General features: G+C 40.0%; 14 protein-coding genes. 9 read left to right on the top strand and 5 right to left on the bottom strand.

Annotation, left to right across the window (positions count from 1 at the left end; all coding sequences use genetic code 11):
* The first annotated feature begins 38 nt into the window (after nt 1-38).
* The 7 genes from B9A18_RS22740 to B9A18_RS22770 are packed head-to-tail and all read left to right on the top strand — an operon-like array spanning nt 39 to nt 11,833.
* Nucleotides 39-854, top strand: coding sequence for a phytanoyl-CoA dioxygenase family protein (locus B9A18_RS22740; RefSeq protein ID WP_084291864.1), 816 nt, complete (start codon nt 39-41; stop codon nt 852-854).
* Between the two features lie 3 nt (nt 855-857).
* The gene (locus B9A18_RS22745; protein WP_084291866.1) at nt 858-1,691 is read left to right on the top strand and encodes a xylose isomerase; all 834 of its coding nucleotides are present in this window, start codon (nt 858-860) and stop codon (nt 1,689-1,691) included.
* 10 nt (nt 1,692-1,701) lie between these two features.
* A complete protein-coding gene (locus B9A18_RS22750) occupies nt 1,702-4,572 on the top strand; it encodes a glycosyl hydrolase (protein ID WP_084291868.1) in 2,871 nt (956 codons plus the stop codon).
* 36 nt (nt 4,573-4,608) lie between these two features.
* Nucleotides 4,609-6,075 carry a glycoside hydrolase family 28 protein gene (locus B9A18_RS22755; protein ID WP_084291870.1) on the top strand — a complete coding sequence of 489 codons (1,467 nt, stop codon included), beginning with the start codon at nt 4,609-4,611 and terminating at the stop codon, nt 6,073-6,075.
* A 40-nt stretch (nt 6,076-6,115) separates the two neighbouring features.
* Nucleotides 6,116-8,431 carry a GH92 family glycosyl hydrolase gene (locus B9A18_RS22760; RefSeq protein WP_084291972.1) on the top strand — a complete coding sequence of 772 codons (2,316 nt, stop codon included), beginning with the start codon at nt 6,116-6,118 and terminating at the stop codon, nt 8,429-8,431.
* 24 nt (nt 8,432-8,455) lie between these two features.
* On the top strand, nt 8,456-10,609 hold the full coding sequence (locus tag B9A18_RS22765) for a polysaccharide lyase family 8 super-sandwich domain-containing protein (RefSeq protein WP_084291872.1): 2,154 nt from the start codon (nt 8,456-8,458) through the stop codon (nt 10,607-10,609).
* A 45-nt stretch (nt 10,610-10,654) separates the two neighbouring features.
* Nucleotides 10,655-11,833 carry a glycoside hydrolase family 88 protein gene (locus B9A18_RS22770; RefSeq protein WP_084291874.1) on the top strand — a complete coding sequence of 393 codons (1,179 nt, stop codon included), beginning with the start codon at nt 10,655-10,657 and terminating at the stop codon, nt 11,831-11,833.
* A gap of 6 nt (nt 11,834-11,839) precedes the next feature.
* On the opposite strand, the gene B9A18_RS22775 is transcribed toward B9A18_RS22770, so the two are convergent.
* The 3 genes from B9A18_RS22775 to B9A18_RS22785 form a co-directional block, all read right to left on the bottom strand.
* On the bottom strand, nt 11,840-12,901 hold the full coding sequence (locus tag B9A18_RS22775) for a LacI family DNA-binding transcriptional regulator (RefSeq protein WP_084291876.1): 1,062 nt from the start codon (nt 12,899-12,901) through the stop codon (nt 11,840-11,842).
* Nucleotides 12,902-13,012: 111 nt separating this feature from the next.
* The gene (locus tag B9A18_RS22780; RefSeq protein ID WP_084291878.1) at nt 13,013-13,810 is read right to left on the bottom strand and encodes a phytanoyl-CoA dioxygenase family protein; all 798 of its coding nucleotides are present in this window, start codon (nt 13,808-13,810) and stop codon (nt 13,013-13,015) included.
* Nucleotides 13,800-15,023 (bottom strand): MFS transporter, encoded by a 1,224-nt coding sequence (locus B9A18_RS22785; RefSeq protein WP_084291880.1) that lies wholly within the window; start codon nt 15,021-15,023, stop codon nt 13,800-13,802. Before B9A18_RS22785 ends, B9A18_RS22780 begins: the two co-directional genes overlap by 11 nt.
* 166 nt (nt 15,024-15,189) lie before the next feature.
* On the opposite strand from B9A18_RS22785, the gene B9A18_RS22790 reads away from it, so the two are divergent.
* Nucleotides 15,190-16,059, top strand: a complete 870-nt coding sequence (locus B9A18_RS22790) for an AraC family transcriptional regulator (protein ID WP_084291882.1) — start codon at nt 15,190-15,192, stop codon at nt 16,057-16,059.
* A 7-nt stretch (nt 16,060-16,066) separates the two neighbouring features.
* Complete coding sequence (locus B9A18_RS22795) at nt 16,067-16,894, top strand: xylose isomerase (protein ID WP_084291884.1); 828 nt, start codon at nt 16,067-16,069, stop codon at nt 16,892-16,894.
* Nucleotides 16,895-16,900: 6 nt separating this feature from the next.
* Here B9A18_RS22795 and B9A18_RS22800 read toward each other — a convergent pair whose 3' ends face one another.
* Both B9A18_RS22800 and B9A18_RS22805 read right to left on the bottom strand, forming a co-directional pair.
* Nucleotides 16,901-19,099, bottom strand: coding sequence for a glycoside hydrolase family 52 protein (locus B9A18_RS22800; protein ID WP_084291886.1), 2,199 nt, complete (start codon nt 19,097-19,099; stop codon nt 16,901-16,903).
* Between the two features lie 26 nt (nt 19,100-19,125).
* Nucleotides 19,126-21,042: a sialate O-acetylesterase gene (locus B9A18_RS22805; protein WP_084291888.1), complete on the bottom strand. Its 1,917-nt coding sequence runs from the start codon at nt 21,040-21,042 to the stop codon at nt 19,126-19,128.
* Nucleotides 21,043-21,148: the final 106 nt, after the last annotated feature.

The following is a 21,148-nucleotide window of genomic DNA, read 5'->3' on the forward strand; positions in this document are numbered from 1 at the left end:
GAACAAAACTTGATTTTTAAACCTAATAACCAACGAAAATGAAATGTGAATTAAGTACAGAGCAGATTCAGTTTTTTCAAACTAATGGATTTATCGTAATCGAAGATTTTCTATCACCTGCAGAGCTAACGAAATGGCGGGAAGCAGTTACGGAAGCGGTAAAGGATAGGAATGGCGTGAAAATGCCTGGAAAGGAAGGGAAAGTTGGAATGGATGATGGCATTAATAAAGACGCTGAATATTTTTCTAAAGTTTTTGATCAGCTTCTGAACCTTTGGCAAACCAATGATAAAGTGAAAGAGATTATGTTGGATGAGCGTATTGGTAAAATGGCGGCACAGCTTTCGGGTGCCAGTGGAATCAGGATATGGCACGACCAGGCCTTATTTAAACGCCCTTGGGCAAACCCAACTTCCTGGCATTTAGATACCCCATTCTGGTCTTTTTCTGATAGAAGAGCTTTATCGATTTGGGTAGCCCTGGATGACGCAACCTTAGAAAATGGATGTCTATATTTTATTCCGGCATCATTTAAAGAAACAACTTTTGTAAATAAGGGAATAGGAAAAAACATGGATGGCATTTTCGAAGCTTACCCACAATTTGCACAGGTGGCTTCAGTTTCGGCCAGTATGAAAGCGGGAAGTTGCTCTTTCCATAACGGATTAACCATACATGGTGCTGGCGCCAATATGAGTAGCGGACATAGAAGAGCCATGACTTGTGCTTACATGCCTGATGGCAATACTTTTAATGGTGAACCTAACATTTTACCTGAAGTCTATTTGAATACGCTTAAAGTTGGCGATTTGCTGAATAATGATGAGCAAAACCCTCTGATTTATAAATCGTAAGCAATGGATTTAGCCCTGAAGTTTTTGTGTCCGCGTTGGGGTTTTGAAGATATTCCCTGGTCTGTTTTTTTGAAACAGGTAAAAGAAGCCAATTACGCCGGTATTGAATGGTTCCCTTTTGGAGAAACATGTGATGTACAAGAGGTATTGGATTTGCTGAAATATTATGACCTGGATTTTGCCATAGTAATGGCAGTGATTAAACCCTATACCAATTTTGAGCAATATCTGGAAGACCTTAAACAGGATTTAAACAAGTTGATGGACATCAGAGACGAATTTAAAACGCCCTTGTTTTTTAGTGCCCAAACCGGTAGAGAATTCTTTAACGATAATCAAATACAAGCTTGCCTTGACCTTTGTAATGAGTTTCAGGACCAATACCAAACGCCGGTTTATCAAGAAACACATCGGAATAAATGGTCGTATGCGGTACATAGGGTAGCGCCAATATTAGCCAAAAATCTGGATTTAAAACTAACGCTGGATGCTTCTCATTGGTTTTGCGTTTCTGAGAGTTATTTGGAAGATCAGCAAGCTGCGGTAAATAGCGCCATTGCACATGCCCGACACATTCATGCAAGGGTAGGGAGTACGCAAAGTTCGCAAGTTTGGGATCCGGCGGATGCCGAATATGGGGAAGCTTTAGCAGCTCATGTTCAGATTTGGGATAAATGGGTAGGCCAGATGAAAATGAATAAACTACCCATAACCATTACGCCTGAGTTTGGACCAGCGCCATACATGGTAAAGGGAAATAGGACTAGGTCTTTAAGAGAGGAACAGTGGCGAATAAATTTATGGATGAAAGATTTTTTACAAAAGCGGTACTGCTAAAATAGGAATTATGAAGAGGAAAACATTTTTACAGCAAAGTGCCATTTTTTCTGTTGCCAGCTTATTGATGTTAAAAAATAATGCTTTTTCTAAGTCAGTGGTAAATACGCTGATAGACGATACAGATGATGATTTATATCAGCTCTTTAAAAACCCATCCATTGGCTATAGGCCGTTTGTGCGGTGGTGGTGGAATGGAAACAAGGTGGAAAGAACTGAATTGGCCAGAGAGCTTAAACTGCTAAAAGAAGCAGGAATTGGTGGGGTAGAAATCAATCCAATTTCTTTTCCATCCAATACGGATGATATGGATATCCCGTCTGTGGATTGGTTAAGTAATGAATGGATAGACTTATTGAAGTTTACGTTAGTCGAAGCGAAAAAGCTGGATATGACCTGCGACCTTTTAGCAGGTACAGGATTTCCGTATGGTGCCGGATTTTTAGCCGACGAAGAATGTGCTCAGGTAGTGGTCGTAGCCGTGAAAAAACTGACAGGCCCTTTAAAAACTGAAATCTCACTTTTTGATATTTTTAAGGAAGCAGATCCGGCAACTTTGAGTCCTTATACTGGGCGTAAAATGGAAATTTTGGGACTAAGTATTGTTCCAGATCCTTTAACCAGCATGGATCAGGTAAAAAACATCACCAATGAAGTGGTAGATGAAGGTGTAAAAATTGACTTACCGAAAGGAAAGTTTGCCATTTATGGTTTAGTGAAAATATGTGGCTTTATGAAGGTGATACAAGGGGCGCCCGGTGGAACCGGACCTGTACTCAATCATTTTAATGAGAAAGCCGTCAAAAAATACCTCAACAAAATCAGTGGTACCATTCAAAATAGAATTGGACCACTTGCACCTGATGTCCGCTCCTTTTTTGTAGATAGTTTAGAAATGGAAGGTGCCAATTGGACGAGTGACATGATGGCCGAGTTTCAAAAAAGAAGGGGATATGATTTGTATCCATACCTGCCATTTATACTCTTCAGAACTGGTAGAATGGGAAATACGATTGACTTGAATTATGCCGTAAAGATCAGTCCGGAAATGGAGAAAATGCTGAACAGGATGAGGTATGATTTTGAATACACCAAGGCCGAGCTTTTTAGAGAAAGATTTTCTAATAGCTTTAGTCAATGGTGTGCCGAAAACAAAATAAAATCCAGAGCACAAGCCTATGGTAGAGGACATTTTCCTTTAGAGGGAACCTTTGGTATGGATATCCCTGAATGCGAAACCTGGATGAAATATGGTATAGGAGAGGAGATTTCTGATAGAGATTTCACCAAATATCCCTGGCATTTAGGTCGTGGGAATACCATGATCAATAAATATGTTTCCTCAGCGGCTCATTTGAAAGGTAAAAAACTCATTAGCTCTGAAGAACTAACCAATACAGAAATGGTATTTAATGAGTCCTTGGAGCTTTTTAAAATAGCCGGCGATCAAAGTACCATTTCAGGAGTTACACATCCGATTTTTCACGGATTTAATTACTCTCCACCAGATGCTGCTTTCCCTGGATGGATCACCTACGGTGGGTATTTTAATGAACAAAATACCATGTGGCCGTATTTTAAGCATTATACCGATTATAGAGCCAGGCAATCTGCATTATTGCAACAGGCTACTTTTTTTGCTGATATAGCGATTATGGCCCCAATTGGTGATATGTGGGGTGATTTTGGTGCGCAAATGGAACCATTCCCTTCTCGTGTAACGCCTGCTTATCAACAGTTGATTTGGGAATCTATCCATCAAAATGGAAATGCCTGTGACTATGTTTCGGAACAGGTAATTGCAGATGCGGACTTTAAAAGTGGTTGGATGACTTATGGTTCAAGAAAGTATCATACCCTTTTTTTAATTGAAGTAAAAAGTATCTTACCTCAAACGGCAAAGAAATTATATGATTTTGTGAAAGCTGGAGGCCGGATTTTCTGTATAGAAGCTTATCCGGAACAATCTTTAGGTTGGCTTAATCACGAACAAAAAGATTTAGAAGTACAGGAATGGGTTATGAAATTAAAAGCATATCCAGCTCAATTCATTTTCTTGCCAAAACCAGCAGCAAACTTTAGCGAATGGTATCAAACGGTTCAAGCGAAGTATAAGATTACACCATACGTCAAAATCGCCAATCCAAATACTTTCGTTACCCAGGTGAGGTATCAAACGAAAAACTCGGATATCTTTTTGTTTAATAATGCAAGTGCCCATCTCAGTATAGATTTAGACGCTACATTTTTACCGGAGATTACAGCGAAAAAACAAGCCTGGATTTGGGATGCGGCAAGTGGCGAGCGGTTTAAATTGGACCTGAAAGACAGAAATTTTAAAATAAAACTCTGTCCTGCCGATGCTAAAATTATTGTTTTCAATAAGGATAGAAATGGAAAAAACTGGGATCCAATTCCTGAAATAACACCCAATGCGATCAGCTTAAAGTCCGTTTGGAAAGTAGCGTTTATGCATATGGATGGAACAGTGAAAAACGAAGAAATACTTGAACTCACCGATTTAAAGGATTTACCTGATTTCACCCATTTTGCAGGTACTGTTTCGTATAAAACCAGTATAACCTTATCCAATCCTGCAAGCCTTCATTATTTAGATTTAGGAAAGGTATTCGGTATCGCCGAACTGATTGTGAATGGTGAAAATTTAGGCACTCAATGGTATGGGCGTAGGGCCTATGCGATCAGAAATCTGTTGAAAAAGGGTGCGAATAGTATTGAAATTAAAGTGACTACGGTAATGGTTAATTACATGAAATCTTTAACAGAAAATACGATCGCACAGTATTGGTCAAATAATAAAAAGAAAGAACAGCCACTTCAATCTATGGGGTTGGCTGGCCCCGTTAATTTATACTTATGATAGCTTCATAACCATTAAAAAACAAATTATATACATATGAAAACTCAAAAGAAAATAATTTTGATGCTGTTTATGCTCATGGCTTGTTCAACTGTTTTTGCCAAAGACTATAAAGCCTCATTTTTCCATATCAAATCAGATGGTTCAACGATGAACACCCGCTCTATCCAGTTTGCGATAGATTACATCAGCAAAAATGGTGGTGGCAGATTGGTTTTTTATGTGGGCAGATATTTGACAGGATCTATTTATTTAAAATCTAACGTAACGATTCAGTTAGAGGAGGGGGCAGTTTTATTGGGCTCAACCAATCCTTTTGATTATGATAGAATTGGGAATACCGCGCTTATTCATGCGAGGGACGTAGAAAATGTGGGTATTACAGGTAAAGGAATGATTGATGGACAAGGTAGGGCATTAGCCAATAACTCTATTGCTTATGCAAATGATGGACTGATTGTCGATATTTTGAAATATGATCGTACCCGTGAATCCATCCGGCCAATGGTGATTTACTTTTACAATTGCGTAAATGTGAACATCAAAGAGCTGATTATGCAAAATTCGGCCTGTTGGTTACAGACCTACGAACGATGCAAAAATTTAGTGATAGATCACATTACTGTGAATAATGTTGCTTATTGGAACAGTGATGGTATTGATGTGGTAGACTGTGATAATGTGGTGATTACCAATAATAATATTGATGCTGCGGATGATGGGATTTGTCTTAAATCGCATACTGAGGGGTTTTTCTGTCATAATATACTGATCGAAAACAACATTGTACGTACCAGCGCAAACGGTATAAAATTAGGTACAGCGGGTAAAGGTGGTTTCAGAAATATTAAAATATTGAACAATACGGTATACAACACTTACCGTTCTGCTATCGCTTTACAAAGTGTTGATGGTGGCTTTCTGGAAGACATTATAGTGGATGGCTTAAAAAGCGCCAATACGGGACATGTTATCTTTTTAAGACTGGGAGAAAGGATTCCGGGTAAAAAGTCGACCATGAAAAGAATATCCATCAAAAATGTGGTAGCGGATGTACCTTTAGGTAAAGCCGATGCCGGTTACGATTATGAGGGACCAATTGAAGATATGCCAAGAAATATTTCTCCGATTATTATCGCTGGTTTACCAGGGCAATATATTGAAGATGTAACCTTCAGCAATTTTGAAATTTCTTATCCAGGTGCTGGTAGCAAATATATGGCCTATGTCGCATTAGATAAATTAGATAGCATTCCTGAAGAGGCTGGCGGATATCCGGAGTTTTCTAAGTTTAAAGAAATCCCGGCCTGGGGTATTTATGTCAGACATGCTAAAAACATTAATTTCTCAAATCTCCTATTGAAAGCTGAGAAGAAGGATTACCGCTTACCTATTGTAATGGATGATGTGCATGGTGCAGCGTTGAAAAAAGTTACCTTTCAGCAGATCGATCAGAAAAAATTGCTGCATACGCATAAATCAACAAAGGTAAATGTTAATTAATGACCTATATTTAAGGCTACAGCTTAATCCTTCATTTGTAATGAACCAGTTTAGTAAACGTTTAATTGTTACCGCTATCATAGGGACTACTGCATGTTTTGTAAATGCTCAAAGTAAGAGCGATTTATATAAATATGTAAAACCCATTATTGGTACGCAAAAGATGGGACATACTTATCCGGGAGCTACTGTGCCCTTTGGCATGGTACAGCTAAGTCCGGATACCGATACGCTTTCTTATGAAGATAATGGGAAGTATAATAAGGATGTTTATAGATATTGTGCAGGTTATCAGTATGATGATCCAACGATAGTAGGTTTTAGTCATACGCATTATAGCGGTACAGGGCATTCGGATTTGGGGGATTTTTTAGTGATGCCAACTGTAGGTAAAGTACAACTTAACCCCGGTACCGCTACGCAACCAGAAAGTGGCTACCGTTCAAAATACAGTCATCAAAATGAGGTTGCTGAAGCCAATTATTATAAGGTGAAACTAGATGATGATGGTGTTTTGGCAGAGTTAACAACTTCTGCAAGCGTTGGTTTTCACCAGTATACCTTCCCGAAATCTAAAGAGGCAAATATTATATTGGATTTGATGCATGGGATTTATAACTACGACAATAAAAATGTCTGGACTTATGTTCGCGTAGTGAATGATTCTTTGGTAACAGGTTATAGACAAACCAATGGATGGGCAAAAAATCGTAAGGTCTATTTTGCGATGTCTTTTTCTAAGCCATTTAAGTCTTATGGTGCTAAAGATTTCACCAAAAAGGAAGTGTACAAAGGATTCTGGGCCAAATTTGATCAGACCAGGAACTTCCCGGAAATGGCGGCCAGGCAAATCAGAATGTATTTTAATTTTGATACAGAGGAAGCTGAAAAGGTAAAAATAAAATTTGCGATCTCTTCGGTAAGCAGCGACAATGCCCTGATGAATATGCAGGCCGAAATACCTGGATGGGATTTTAACCAGGTTAAACAACAAGGCCAGCAGCTCTGGAACAAAGAATTGCAGAAGATTGAAGTCAAAACAAAAAAGACGGAGGACGCCATCAATTTTTATACGGCTATGTATCATGCTTTTTTAAGTCCAACGGTTTACATGGACGTAAATAATCAGTATATGGGGTTAGACCAAAAGGTACATGAGGCCAAAGGATTTAAGAATTATACGACCTTTTCTTTATGGGATACGTACAGAACCTTACATCCTTTCTTTAACATTGTACAGCCACAGAGAAATAGCGACATGGTGAAATCTATGCTGGCACACTTTGATCAAAGTGCTTTACCGATGTTACCAGTCTGGTCTAACTCTGCAAATGATACCTGGTGCATGAGCGGTTACCATAGTGTTTCGGTAATTGCCGACGCCATCATTAAAGGCAATTTTAATGGTGACATAAATAAGGCTTTAGCAGCCTGTGTAGCTACCGCAAATCAGCGTAATTACGAAGGTATAGGAGATTATATAGATAAAGGTTATGTGCCTTCTGATAAAAACAGGACGGCGGTATCCAATACTTTAGAATACGCTTATGACGATTGGTGCATTGCACAGCTGGCAAAAAAAGCAGGCAATACTGAAGTTTACAATACCTTCATTAAACGGTCTGAAAATTGGAGAAATGTGTATGATACATCTATCGGTTTCATGAGACCACGTTTATCAGACGGGACTTTTAGAAAAAACTTTGATGTTTTAGAGACAGAAGGGCAGGGTTTTATAGAAGGTAATGCATGGAATTATAGTCTTTATGTTCCTCAAAACCCAGGTGCATTAATCCAGACTATGGGAGGTGATAAAAAATTCATTCCTCATCTTGATTCCCTGTTTACAATGGATTTGCCCGATGCCTTTTTTGCGCATACCGAGGACATCACCAGAGAAGGTATCATTGGTAATTACGTACATGGAAATGAACCCGCGCATCATGTTGCTTACCTTTATAATTATACTTCACAGCCCTGGAAAACCCAAAAGACTGTGAGAATGATTTTGGGAAAACAATATCATAACGGACCCGACGGCCTGGGAGGAAATGATGATTGCGGACAAATGAGTGCCTGGTATATCCTATCGTCACTTGGTTTTTATCCAATGGCACCAGCTTCTGATCGTTATGATCTCGGTAGTCCGGCTGTATTAAACGCAACCATTAATCTTGAAAATGGTAAGCAATTTATTGTTGAAGCAAAAAATCAATCAGATAAAAATGTTTACGTAAAGCAGGTGCTTTTAAATGGGAAAGTATTGGATCGTTTGTATATTATCCATAGTGAAATCACTGATGGCGGGCAATTAACCTTTGTTATGGCTTCGGTACCCAATAAAAAAAGCAGATAAATGAAGCTATTCCTATAAGTCAGAATGAAAAAGTTTGTTTGCAGGTTTTATGGTGTTCTTGGTTTATTTTGTCTGGCAATAAGTACTGCATACGGTCAGGATGAATTTCAGGTTATTGAATCGAGGATCGCTAAATATTTAAAAGAAGATGTTGACATCAGCCAGCTCCATCAGGAAGTCAGGAACAATGCATTATCCCTTCAATATAATGGCGGCTGGTCGGCGATTGATTATTCGTCTCAGGCCGAAACGAGCTGGGCTCCGCTCGGACATTTAAATCGGGTTAAGCAATTTGCGTTGGTATTGGCTTTAAACGAAGCAAATGAGGTTGCACAAAATAAACTGGCAGTTCAAACTATCCATGCTTTGAGGTATTGGTTACAACAAAATCCAAGAAGCAGCAATTGGTTTCAAAATGATATTGCTTCCCCCACAGCACTCGGGGAGATCATGCTGCTCTTAAAGAACCGAAATGCGCTGCCTCCAGCTTTACAGGATTCCTTGTTAAATCTGATGAATCAGGGTGATGTAGTAAGAGCAATTGGGGCCAATAAGTCGGATATTGCCATTCACATGATGTACAGGGCATGTATCAGCAGGGATAAAGCGCTAATGGATTCGGCCGTTAAGCAGGTATTTATGCCGATTTCATTAGGTAACAAAGAGGGTTTGCAATATGACTATTCCTATCGTCAGCACGGGCCACAGTTACAGATAGCTAGCTACGGTCAGGTTTTTTTATCTGGCGAATATAAGGTGGCCTCCTGGTTGTTGGGAACCACTTATGCGATCCAGCCAGAAAAGCTAAAAATTCTGGATCAGTATTTAACAGGTACTTACTTAAAAACGATCAGGGGCAGATATATTGATTTTAATACAGAAGGCCGTGGGATTGCGAGAAATGATATACTGGACAAAATTAATATTACCTCAAAAGGAGGAAAACACAGCTTGTTGGGATTGGCAAAAGAGGTGAACCCGGAAAATGCGGTTGTTTTAGAAAAGGCGGAACAACGGATTTTGCAATTGCAAGGCCCGTCTTTTGATGTCGAGCCTGCTCATATCCATTTTTATAAGGGAGACTATACCCTGCATAACCGACCGGCTTATTCATTTAATGTGAGAACGGTTTCTAAACGTACCATTAGAACCGAATATGGAAATAAGGAGAATTTAACAGGGAAGTTTTTACCTGATGGCTCTACCAATATCCAGCGCAGTGGCGCTGAGTATTTTAACATCATGCCCGTTTGGGAATGGGATAAAATTCCGGGCATTACCGGCCGGGATTATGCGGCAGACCAAAGAACAACGATTGAGTGGGGAGAAAGAGGGGTAGGGAGTTTTGTTGGCGGGGCATCTGATGGGAAATATGGAACAACAGTTTACCAATTGGATTACAATGAGGTTACTGCGAAAAAAGCATGGTTTTTCTTCGATGATGAAGTGGTATGTCTGGGCACAGATATCAATAGTTTCGCTAAAGAACCCATTGCTACAACCATCAACCAGGCCTGGCAAAAGGGACCGGTAAAGGTTTTTAATGGTGGTAAATTAATAAATGTTAATGGACGGTTTATTGCTAATGATGTTAAATGGATCTGGCATGACAGCATAGCCTATTACTTTCCAAATCAGGGTAAAATCAGCTTAACCAATGAAAAGCAGAAAGGCAGCTGGAACTTAATAAATGCCAACAGATCAAAAAGTACAGTGGAGGGAAAGGTGTTTAAGCTTTGGTTTGACCATGGGGTAGATCCTGTTAAACAGTCTTACGCCTATATCGTAAAACCGGGAATCAGTGAAAAAGAGCTGATGGGGGACAAGGGTCTGGCGATGAGCGCAATGAGAACGTTGAGCGCGATCAGTATATTAAGGAATACTCCCGAAATTCAGGCAGTTGAGCATGTGGACCTTCAGATGGTACAGGTGGTGTTCTATGAGGCGGGCAGTCTGACAACGCAAAATTTTTCTATTGCTGTTGATCAGCCTTGTGTATTATTGATCAAAGCAATAAAGACGCGAAATCCTATCCTGTACCTTTCAGATCCTACTCAGAAATTAACAGATTTACATGTTACCTTTAGCTCGGAATTCCTTAAAATTATGGAACCTGTGCCCATCAGTCTGCCACAAGGAGATCATAAAGGCGCAACGGTAAGTTTCCAGTTTAACTAATATGAAATATCTACAACAATAACCATACATAGCATCAATACGAACATGAAGAAAATAGCCGTACTTTTCATTTTAATGACTTCGATAATTTTTGATGGTTTAGCCCAGAAAAAGCCATTGGTAAATGTAGACAGCGCATTCAGATTTGCAGCCAGACAATATACCAATATGTTGGCTACGCATCCGGACTTAACCCAATTTCCACAATCCACAAGGAAAAATGGAACACCAGATAACAGGACTTCTGGTTGGTGGTGTAGTGGTTTTTTTGGAGGGTCTTTATGGTATTTGTATGAATACACAGGCGAGGCACAATGGAAAGTTTCAGCAGATAAATGGACAAAAGCGTTAGACAAGGAAAAGTATAATACCAGTACACATGATTTGGGTTTTATGCTTTATTGCCCATATGGGAATGGCTACCGTCTGACTCAAAATAAGGAATATATAGAACCGATGCTTACTGGTGCCAGTTCTCTGGCCACAAGGTTTAATCCGGCATATGGTTTAATCAAATCATGGGATAAACATGCGGATTGCGAGTACCCTGTGATCATAGACAATATGATGAACCTGGAGTTTTTATTTTGGGCTGCCAGGCAGTCGAAGGACAAAAAGCTCTATGATATCGCTGTAACTCACGCGGATAATACTTTAGCACATCATTTCAGGAAAGATTATAGTAGTTTTCATGTGATCTGCTACTTGCCGGGAACTAAAGTTTTCAGGAAAAAAACACATCAGGGTGCCGCAGATTCTTCTGCATGGGCAAGGGGACAGGCCTGGGCGGTATATGGTTACACCATGATGTACAGGGAAACAAAAGATAAAAAGTACCTTAAACAGGCGGAAGGTATTGCACAGTTCGTCATCAACCATCCAAATCTTCCGCAGGATAAAGTGCCTTACTGGGATTTTAATGCACCAGGTATTCCAAATGAGGAAAGAGATGCTTCGGCCGCAGCCGTATTTGCATCCGCATTTTTAGAGTTGAGTACTTACAGCAAAAAGAACAAAGCCTTGTATTTCTCTACTGCTGAGCAAATGCTGGCGAGTTTAGCTTCCCCGGCCTATACTGCGAATTTAAATGAGAATAATAATTTTATTTTGAAGCATTCGGTGGGGCATAAACCAGCTAATTCAGAGATCAATACCCCGATTGTTTACGCAGATTATTATTACTTAGAGGCCCTGTTGAGGTATAAAAAAATGACCGGTCAATAAAGCGGGTTAGTTCCGGTACGACTTATAGTTTTCTTTAGTGATGATATCGATCGGCATATATTGGGTTGCTTCTATGTCTGCATTTAAAACAACGTTCTGGTATAGGGCCATGATGCCTTTATAGGCTTGTTCCTGAGGTTTTTGGCAAATTAAAAAATCGATTACTTCTTTTTTCAGGAATTCGATGCTTTGAGGTAAGAAGTCGTAACCGACTAAAAAAATGTCCTCCTGATTTGTTTTTTCCAGGAACTGGGCCACAGAGAAAACCCTTGAGTTTGTTACGAAAATCGCCTTTACGTCGTTATGATCGCTGAGTACTTCAGTCAGTTTTTTTGAAACGGAAGCATAGTCCGTGTCGGGTGTAATGTCGGTTTTTATAATGCGGACCTTCTTTTTATGGTCTTTGAAATAAGCCCTGAAACCTTCTTCTTTTCTCATCAGGTGATGGTAGCTATCTATCTCTTTAGAGATGTTTACAATAAGGATTTTATCCCCCTTCCTTACCAGATAGTTAACCATATGGGCACTTAAATGACCACTTTGAAATAAATCAGGACCAATATAGCTCAGTCTGGATTCATTTGGAATATCAGAGTTGATAAAAACCTGCGGGATTTTTTTAAGATTACAAAGTTTAGAGAACGCTAATGATTCTTCAATAAAAATAGGGGCAACCAATATGCCGTCGACCGCGGTTTTAAGAATACTTTTTGTTTGTTTTACAAACGATTGCTTGTCGTTCTGATCATAAAAATATTTATCAATCACAATTCCAAACTGTTTAATCTCGGCTTCGGCCATTTCAATGCCCTTAATAGGGGCGGCCCAGTATTCAGTTTCTGTAGAAACAGCGGGGATTAAACTGGCAAAGCGCAATACTTTTTTAGATGCAAGTCTTCGTGCTAAAATATTAGGCTGATAATCCAGATCTTTCATAATGGCCAATATTTTATTTTTGGTCGTTTTTGAAACACCGGTTCTATTGTTTATCACCCTATCAACTGTACCTGTAGAAACATTCGCTCTTCTCGCTATCTCCTTTACACCGCTTTGCATATTTGTTTTCATTTGTGCATATTGAATTCTTTTGTAAAAGTATTACTACTATCCAATAATAAAAAACTAAATATAAGCTTAATTATCATGTAAAGAGGTCAGAACTGAAAAGAACAGGCCGCTTTATTTAATCAAAAAGTTGGCATCTTCCTGTATTCCTTCGCTGTCTGATTTTAACAATGTTTCATCATTTACAATTTGTATGGCTTCGCTTGCTGACGGGTAATTCCCTTTGTAAGGCTTGTTGCTGATTAAATTATATGCAGAAATTAAGGACCATCTCGGGGCATCGCTAAGGTTGGCATCCGATCGGTGTAAGGTATTGCTATGAAAAAATAAAGTATCCCCGGCTTCCATTTCTACATAAACCAGTTCCAGCCTTTTGAGCAGCTCATCTACTCTTTCCTGATTTGCACCAACTTGTTCTCCGCTAAAGCCGTGTTCTATTCTTCCGACGCGATGAGAGCCCTTAATAACCTGCAGGCAACCATTTTCTTTAGTCGACGGACTTAATGCTGTAAGTACGCTTAATAGCTGTGGATATAGGAATCCGTCTCGGTACCAATAGCCGTAATCCTGGTGCCATTCCCAGGCACCCCCAACTTTCGGCTCCTTTTGCATGAGTTTGGAATGGAAATGGGCTGATTCTCCCTCCAGCAGAAGATTGGCTCCTTCCACGATTCGTTTGGAGCGCGCTAATAAACTGTAGGCGTCATCGCCCAATGAATACCATAACGCGAGTTTGGTTCTCAGTCCATTCGCATCGCCTCTGTCGAATGATTTATTACTGATTACTTCATCATGTATGGCAATGTCATATAGCTTCTTCACCTCTTCGGGTTTTAGCATTCCTTTGATCAATACATAACCATCTTCGTTAAACAATGCCTGATCTGCGATACTTAATTTTTTATAGTCCATTTTCCTGTGTTTGATTTGTTTTTATTTCTGGAATTAAACGGGTGAGTAAGACATATCCTAGCAGATAGGTGCAGCCTACGATCATGAATATGCTGCTGTAGCCACCTGTAAGGGCCAGGATTCGTCCGGTTAATAGTGAGAGTATAATTCCTCCACTTACTGCTGAAAGTGTAGCTACGCCCATCACAGTGCCAACTTCGTCTTTTGGAATAACATCAGTAATGGTCGCGAATATATTTGCTGTCCAGCCGCAGTGCGCCGCTGCCCCTAAGCCAATCATCACTACCGCGATCCAGAGGTTGTCGGTAAAACCCACTCCGCATAGTAAGAGGGCAATTAAAGCACATACTAGTAATGCTTGTTTTCTTGAAGCATATACGCCCTTGCCACGTTTAATTAAATAGGAGGAATAAGCACCTCCAGCCAGACTGCCTATATCGGCCAATACGTACACCGTAACCAGCGGCCATCCTAATGAACCGGTACTTACCGCCTTGGTCTCGTTTAAAAATTTAGGAAGCCAGTAAAGTAAGAACCACCAGGTTGGATCTGAAATGAACCTGACCAAACAAATGGTTAATACTTCCTTTTTTAAAACTACCTGTTTCCAGCTTTTAACAGCAGGTAATTCTGTGTTTATCTGCGGAGTTTGTACCGGCGTTTTATAGGTGATAAGCCAGAAAAACACCCATATAAAACCTAAAGCGCCAGTTAAGATAAATGCCCATTGCCATCCAAATTTATAAGCAATGAATGGAATCAACAGGGGAGCTACAATGGCACCGATATTTGAGCCGGCATTAAAAAAACCGGTAGCAAATGCCCTTTGAGAAGCAGGGAATAATTCGGCCACAGTTTTAACACTGGCCGGGAAATTAACAGATTCTCCCAATCCCAAACTAAATCTGGCTACGCTAAAACCAATAGCGCCTTTTGCAAAGGCATGGGCCATCCCTGCGGCACTCCATAAGGCTACTGCAACGCCAAATATCCATTTGGTGCCAAACTTATCCAGTAATTTTCCGGTTAACACCACACCTAAGCCATAAGAAATCTGAAAGGCCGTAACAATATAACTGTATTCCACTTCGCTCCAATGATACAGTTGTTGGAGCTCAGGTGCTAAAATGCTTAAAACATGCCTGTCCAGGTAATTAATTGTGGTACTAAAGAAAAGGAGGATGCAGATTTTCCATCCGTAAGAAATTTTCATACCGCTCGATTAAAGAATGAAAATCTCATTCATGGTGCAATTATTAGATTTGGTTTAAACGAAGCTAAGACAAAAATGAAGCGGCTTTTAGCGCGAATTTTGCCTCTTATAAAACAAAATTTGCTCTGATGGTGATTTGTGGTATTATATAGTTAACTTTTGTGCAATGAAACCACTTCATCTCAAAGTTCCGGCTTACAGCAAATTTTATATTGATGCACGTAGAGAGCAGGTAAGATATTTTGCCAATCCCTGGCATTTTCATGATGAACTGGAGATCACTTTCGTGATTAATAGTGAAGGGACTAAATTTATAGGGGACCATATTTCGGAATTTAAACCTGGCGAAATCATACTACTGGGCTCTCGTTTGCCTCATTACTGGCGTAACCACAACAGCTATTATCAAAATACGGAAGAAAAAGGTGCTGAAGCGATTATCATCAGGTTTAATCAGGATTATGCAGGCAGTGAATTTCTTAGCATTCCGCCCATGAAACCCGTTTTTGATCTATTGAATGACGCGAAAAGGGGGATTTGTATTGCCGGGCATAATGAGGATTTACAACAAAAGTTAATCAGTTTTTTAACGCTTGATGAAGGACAGAAGACAATAGCCTTGACAGAAATTTTATTCAGCATCGCCACGCAGAAACCATACGATTATTTATGTAGCATAGGTTATGCGCATCAATACAAAAGTAACGACATAGAAAAAATAGATACGGTTTACAATTATGTGCTGAACAATTTTAAGTCCGATTTAAGCTTAAAGGATATTGCCCTGAGATGTAATATGAACACTGCTGCATTTTGCAGATATTTTAAGAAGAAAACAGGCAAAACTTTTAAAGATTTCATGAATGAAATCAGGTTGGGGAATGCAGCTAAATTATTATTAAAGGGGGATCTTACCATTGCTGAGGTAGCCTTTGAATCTGGTTTTAACAATCCGTCGTATTTTAACCGCTTGTTTAAGCGCATGAAGGGGACCACACCCAAAGCCTATCAGTTACAGTACTTGAATACAAATTAAACATCAGATGGAAATTAAATTTTTTATCCCCAGATGGGGAAACAGGCATTTATCATGGGCTGATTTTGCAATGAAAGCGAAGCTTGCAGGCTATGCGGGCGTAGAAGCCGGTCTGCCATCTGATGAGGATGAAAAGCTAGCCATGTTTACACAGCTAAATGACAATGGGTTGAGCTGGATTGGCCAGCACTTTGAAACCGCTACGGCAGACTTTAAGGAGCATGTTAAACAATTTGAAACGCGGCTGTATGCATTGGCATCTGCCAACCCACTTTTTATCAATTCGCAAACAGGGAAGGACTTTTTTATTTTCGAACAAAATAGTGAACTGATAGAGCTGGCAGCGCGGGTAAGTAAGGAAACAGGCTTGCGGATACTGCATGAAACACACCGCGGTAAGTTTAGTTTTTGCACTTCTAATACCGCCGGGTATTTACATAAATATCCTGATTTAAGAATAACAGCAGATTTTTCTCATTGGTGCTGTGTAGCTGAGTCTTATTTGCAGGATCAGCAGGATATCCTGGATCTGGCTATAGATCGCACGGATCATTTTCATTCCCGGGTAGGTTTTCCCGGAGGGCCGCAGGTAAATCATCCTGCAGCGCCTGAGTGGAAGGAAGCACTTGATTTTCATTGTCAATGGTGGGATGCGATAGTGCAACACCACCTGATGTTGAAGTCGGATACTTTGACTATTACCTGTGAATTTGGCCCTTATCCATACATGCCACAATTGCCATTTCATCAACATGATGTTAGCGATTTGTGGGAAGTAAACCTCTTTATGAAAAACTTTCTGGAAAAGAGATATGCTGATTTATTGAATCAATAAATGATTTTATTTATCTGGTTTTTGTAAAAGCCAATACCCCAATATCGATATGCCTCTCGGATACCAGTAGCCGATCCAGACATCATCTTTTTTAAGTAAACCGTCGTTATAGGCATAAGGGCTATTTTTGTTCCATTGGTAAATGTAAGGGGCAGAGGAATGTTTAATACCGTACCATTGTGCTGCCACAACATCGGCGACAATGGTTTTGCTAAACCAGGTCGTGCCTTCCTGGGTGGTTAATTTAATGCCGTAATCGGTGACGCTTTGTGCATAAGTTGCGGCATAGTCTTTTTTCAATACAGCTGCAAGCTGATTTAATACCGGCGATTTAGATCCGGCAAGACCAGGCAAAAATAAGCCTTCACCAATCACTACCGAACGTTGGTTCCATTTTGGAAAAGTTTCATCTAAACTTACCGGAATATAGCCGTATTTATGTTGTGCTTTTTTTAAGGTGGCGAGAATGAGACTGGCTTCCTTTTCAAAAAGAAGTGCCTGTTTATTTCTTAAACCTTCGTTATTTACAGCAACATTTATACTTTTAAAACCAGCACCATCACCATCAACCACACCTTTTTTGGTAGTTTCTACTGCGTTAACCCGTTCTTTATTGGACAAGGCTCTGAACATTTCGGCTGCTACCGCATACGCACTTAGCTGTTTGGCTCCTAAAAAGGTATTGTCTGGCGAAAGTTTAAGCGCTTCATTTGCATCATAGGTGGTCCAGCCGAAAGCCTTATCGGCTATTCCATTGCCATTGGTATCCCTATTGATCACAGATCCCAGCAAAACATCAACGGTACCCAGCATGGATTTTACAAAAGCATCATCATGGCTGATTTTCCAATAGTAATAAAGCAATAACACGAATGAGGTATTCTCTTCTACTGCCATATGTGGCCCATAGTTATAGTTTGCTGTTTCACTTACAAAGGGTAAATCACCCACATCATGATATAAGTATGGGCCATACTCTGCTGCGGTCATGCCTTGCTGGTAAGCAGGCTTATTCTGAACCGCATTGGCTGGTACAGTAAGCTCTGTCCGGGCAATATAGTTGGTCCATTGGCTTAGCTGAAGTTTTAAACGCCAGGGACAAAAGATGGCACTTATCTCAGTTTCATGAGCCACATCCACAGTACTCAGGTGTTTAAATCTGCCTTCTGAAACATAGAACCGGGCGTTATGGTTAGGATCCAGTAGAAAAAAGGTATTCGCCAGATCGGTATGAAAGGTTAAGGCTAAAACCCATTTTTCCTGAGGAGTTAAGGTACTATTCATTAAACTATCCTCAAATTTTTGGGTCAGGCGTATATTCTGCTCATAATGTTCTTTTGCATAATTTAAAACCTCAGCAATATTTTTCCAGTAAGCGGTATAGTAAAATTTGAGGCCCTGGTTTACACGTTTATCCTCAACCACAGTACCCTCGTGGTAGGTTGCATAAATTTGGTTGAATTCCTTTTTAGCTTGTTGAGGTAAGTTAAATTCATAAAATAAGCCGCCAAAGCCTTCCTCATTAAAAGTGCCTTTTGCGGGGCTTTTAATGGCTGCTAATGCCGATTTTCCGTTTAAACTGGCATTGTCTCTGAATAAAACCAACTGTTCTGTGTTGTTTGGTTTCATCGGTTCGAGGCTCATGAAGTTGAAACCTTTTACAGGTGTTTTAGCTATCGCAACTTTAAGTTTACAGTTTACCGGGGTCTGACTTTCGTTTGCTACATCGACTTGTAAATAAAATCCAGGGAAGATCTGTGTTTTTATGGCCGAACTATCCGCGAGGTCTTTTGAAGAAGTAAAGGACGAGATTAGTGTAAAATTGACTTTAATCCCCTCGGCTGTTTCTCCGCTGATCAGCATGGATGAGGGGCCAAACTTCAATTGTTGGTTTTTAAAATAGGTTGCATTTCTGGGTAGCTTTGTTGTTCTGAGACAGTAGAGTTTTCCATTAACAGTTAAACCAATCAGCAAGCCTGTTTGCTCATCCATGTCGAAACCCAGACTACCGGTTTGTATGCTTTGTTTTTCATTAAGCAATGAAAAAGTGAAGCGACTGCCGAGGCGTGAATTTAGCAGGGAGAAATTGGTGCTGTCTGTAAGTGGGGTGGAGATTAAATTTTGATCTACCTTGAAACTTTGTGCACCAGCATTTAAAGATAGGGCAAGCGACAGGGCGATGAAAAGTGTTTTTTGAAAATTCATTTTGAAATTTTAAGATTTATAAATGATTAGTTGCTTTTAAAGCTGGAGGCGGGTAAGCCCTCGTTATTGTACAGGTTGGCACCATCCGGACTGTCAGCCCAGGCATAGCGCACAGCGACAGGTTTTGTAATGGTGTCATTCCAAACTACTACCTGCTTTCCTGCTATTTTGGCTTGTGCGGCAACAAAATTCTTCCCATCGGCCGATATCTCGAACGTGTTTAATTTTCCGTCCGAGGACTTTAAACCTGTTCCGGTATGATTGAAAGAAACATAAACCTGATCACCCTGTATTTTTGCCGTTTTGTAAATTGGCCCTGAAAAAACAATGTTTTCATGGTACGCAAGTCGCTCTGCTGCCAAAGCCAGACGTTTCCCGACATCTAATTTATTCCGGGGGTGTATGTCATCTTTCTCGCCAATGTCATGAATCACAACCATGGCCGTGTGTGGTATTTTTAAAGTTTTCATTTGGGCTTCCCTCAATAAGGCCCAGTTACTAATCGTTGGTTCAACAGGCGTACGGCAGTAATTGGCAAGTTGTACATATAAAAATGGCATATCTGCCTGCTGCCAATCTTTTCGCCATCCCTCTATTAATGAGGTTAGCAAAGCTTGATACTCTTCAGGTTTGGGGATATTACTTTCCCCCTGGTACCAAACAATTCCTTTAATGCGATAATCAGCAAGTGGTTTAATCATTGCATAATAGTAGGCGGTAGGGCTATGTAGTGATAAACCGTTTCCCCTCGGTAAAAGCGCGGTCTCAATTCCAAATCTAAATTTCCAGGGCTTATCCAGGGGAATTGAACCATTTCCAAATTTGAGTTGATAGTTGTTTTTGGGATTAAAACCAATTCCGGTAGTTGGACTGATCAATCTGATGGTAATGGTGTTTTTTCCTGCTTTCAATAATCCAGGGCGGATTGCATAATTGCGTTCGGTATAGCCGCTGTTTATGGAACCTGTTTTTTCTCCATTGATGTAAGTTTCATCCTCCGTATGCATCATACCCAAGGAGATATTTGCGGCTTTCCCTGCTAAATGCTCAGGGACATCAACTACCGTTTTAAACCACATGGAACCATACTTAGGCATGGTGATTTTCTCATTTAGCTGCGCTAAATTTTGTATTTCCTCCCAATTTTCTTCCTGATGAAAAGTTGTTAAAAACCACTTTTCATTTATTCCTAGATCATCTTCTTTAATTGATTTATACCAGGCAGTTGATTTTAACAGATGTGCATTTAATATGCGGGATACTTCAGCTGTATCTTTAAGCTTTTGCGCTATTTTATCATATTCCGGTAAATGCTTTAATGATTCACTGTTCACCCAGGATTGTGCAGGTGTTCCTCCTACACTTGAATTGATGATGCCAATTGGCACCTTGTATTTTTCGTATAAGTCTTTAGCGAAAAAATAAGCTACGGCCGAAAAATCCAGCACAGTTTGTGGATTTACAGCTACCCAACCCTTATCGCTGGCTACATCCTGTACCGGCTTAAAAGCCATGTCTTTTTTAACCGTAAACTGTCTGATCAGTGGGTAATTGCTGTTTTTGATGATCTGGCCGTAATTTTCTTTGATATTTGCCCTGTTCATTACTGCTTCCATATTGGATTGCCCTGCACAAAGCCAGACGTCACCTATAAGCAGATCCTGAAGCTCAATGTTGTTGATCAGCATTTTGAACGGACCTCCGGCCTGTTGTGGCTCAATATTCACTGCCCATCTACGGTCCCTGCTAGCTTTTGTGGTGTATGTTTTATTTTTGAAGGTTAGGGAAATCTTTTCGCCAACATCGGCCCAACCCCAGATATGAATGTTTTGGTCTCTTTGTAGTACCATTCCGTTGCTAACCAATCGGGGAAGTTTAACTTCAGCTTTTGCAGCAATAGCCAACAGCAGCAGACAGATGATACAATGCATTAACTTTTTCATGAACAAAAAAATAAAGTAATTATTTACAATGTTTGCTTAAGCCAGCTATAAGAGATTGGCTAAATATGTGAATACAATAATAGTACATTCCGTATAATAATCAGTA

This window comes from Pedobacter nyackensis, assembly GCF_900176505.1.
GTDB classification, from domain to species: domain Bacteria; phylum Bacteroidota; class Bacteroidia; order Sphingobacteriales; family Sphingobacteriaceae; genus Pedobacter; species Pedobacter nyackensis.

What these genes read in the sequence shown, in the direction of transcription:
- B9A18_RS22740 (WP_084291864.1), top strand. Translation starts at nt 39, where the DNA reads ATGAAATGTGAATTAAGTACAGAGCAGATTCAGTTTTTTCAAACTAAT.
- B9A18_RS22745 (WP_084291866.1), top strand. Translation starts at nt 858, where the DNA reads ATGGATTTAGCCCTGAAGTTTTTGTGTCCGCGTTGGGGTTTTGAAGAT.
- B9A18_RS22750 (WP_084291868.1), top strand. Translation starts at nt 1,702, where the DNA reads ATGAAGAGGAAAACATTTTTACAGCAAAGTGCCATTTTTTCTGTTGCC.
- B9A18_RS22755 (WP_084291870.1), top strand. Translation starts at nt 4,609, where the DNA reads ATGAAAACTCAAAAGAAAATAATTTTGATGCTGTTTATGCTCATGGCT.
- B9A18_RS22760 (WP_084291972.1), top strand. Translation starts at nt 6,116, where the DNA reads ATGAACCAGTTTAGTAAACGTTTAATTGTTACCGCTATCATAGGGACT.
- B9A18_RS22765 (WP_084291872.1), top strand. Translation starts at nt 8,456, where the DNA reads ATGAAAAAGTTTGTTTGCAGGTTTTATGGTGTTCTTGGTTTATTTTGT.
- B9A18_RS22770 (WP_084291874.1), top strand. Translation starts at nt 10,655, where the DNA reads ATGAAGAAAATAGCCGTACTTTTCATTTTAATGACTTCGATAATTTTT.
- B9A18_RS22775 (WP_084291876.1), bottom strand. Translation starts at nt 12,901, where the DNA reads ATGAAAACAAATATGCAAAGCGGTGTAAAGGAGATAGCGAGAAGAGCG.
- B9A18_RS22780 (WP_084291878.1), bottom strand. Translation starts at nt 13,810, where the DNA reads ATGGACTATAAAAAATTAAGTATCGCAGATCAGGCATTGTTTAACGAA.
- B9A18_RS22785 (WP_084291880.1), bottom strand. Translation starts at nt 15,023, where the DNA reads ATGAAAATTTCTTACGGATGGAAAATCTGCATCCTCCTTTTCTTTAGT.
- B9A18_RS22790 (WP_084291882.1), top strand. Translation starts at nt 15,190, where the DNA reads ATGAAACCACTTCATCTCAAAGTTCCGGCTTACAGCAAATTTTATATT.
- B9A18_RS22795 (WP_084291884.1), top strand. Translation starts at nt 16,067, where the DNA reads ATGGAAATTAAATTTTTTATCCCCAGATGGGGAAACAGGCATTTATCA.
- B9A18_RS22800 (WP_084291886.1), bottom strand. Translation starts at nt 19,099, where the DNA reads ATGAATTTTCAAAAAACACTTTTCATCGCCCTGTCGCTTGCCCTATCT.
- B9A18_RS22805 (WP_084291888.1), bottom strand. Translation starts at nt 21,042, where the DNA reads ATGAAAAAGTTAATGCATTGTATCATCTGTCTGCTGCTGTTGGCTATT.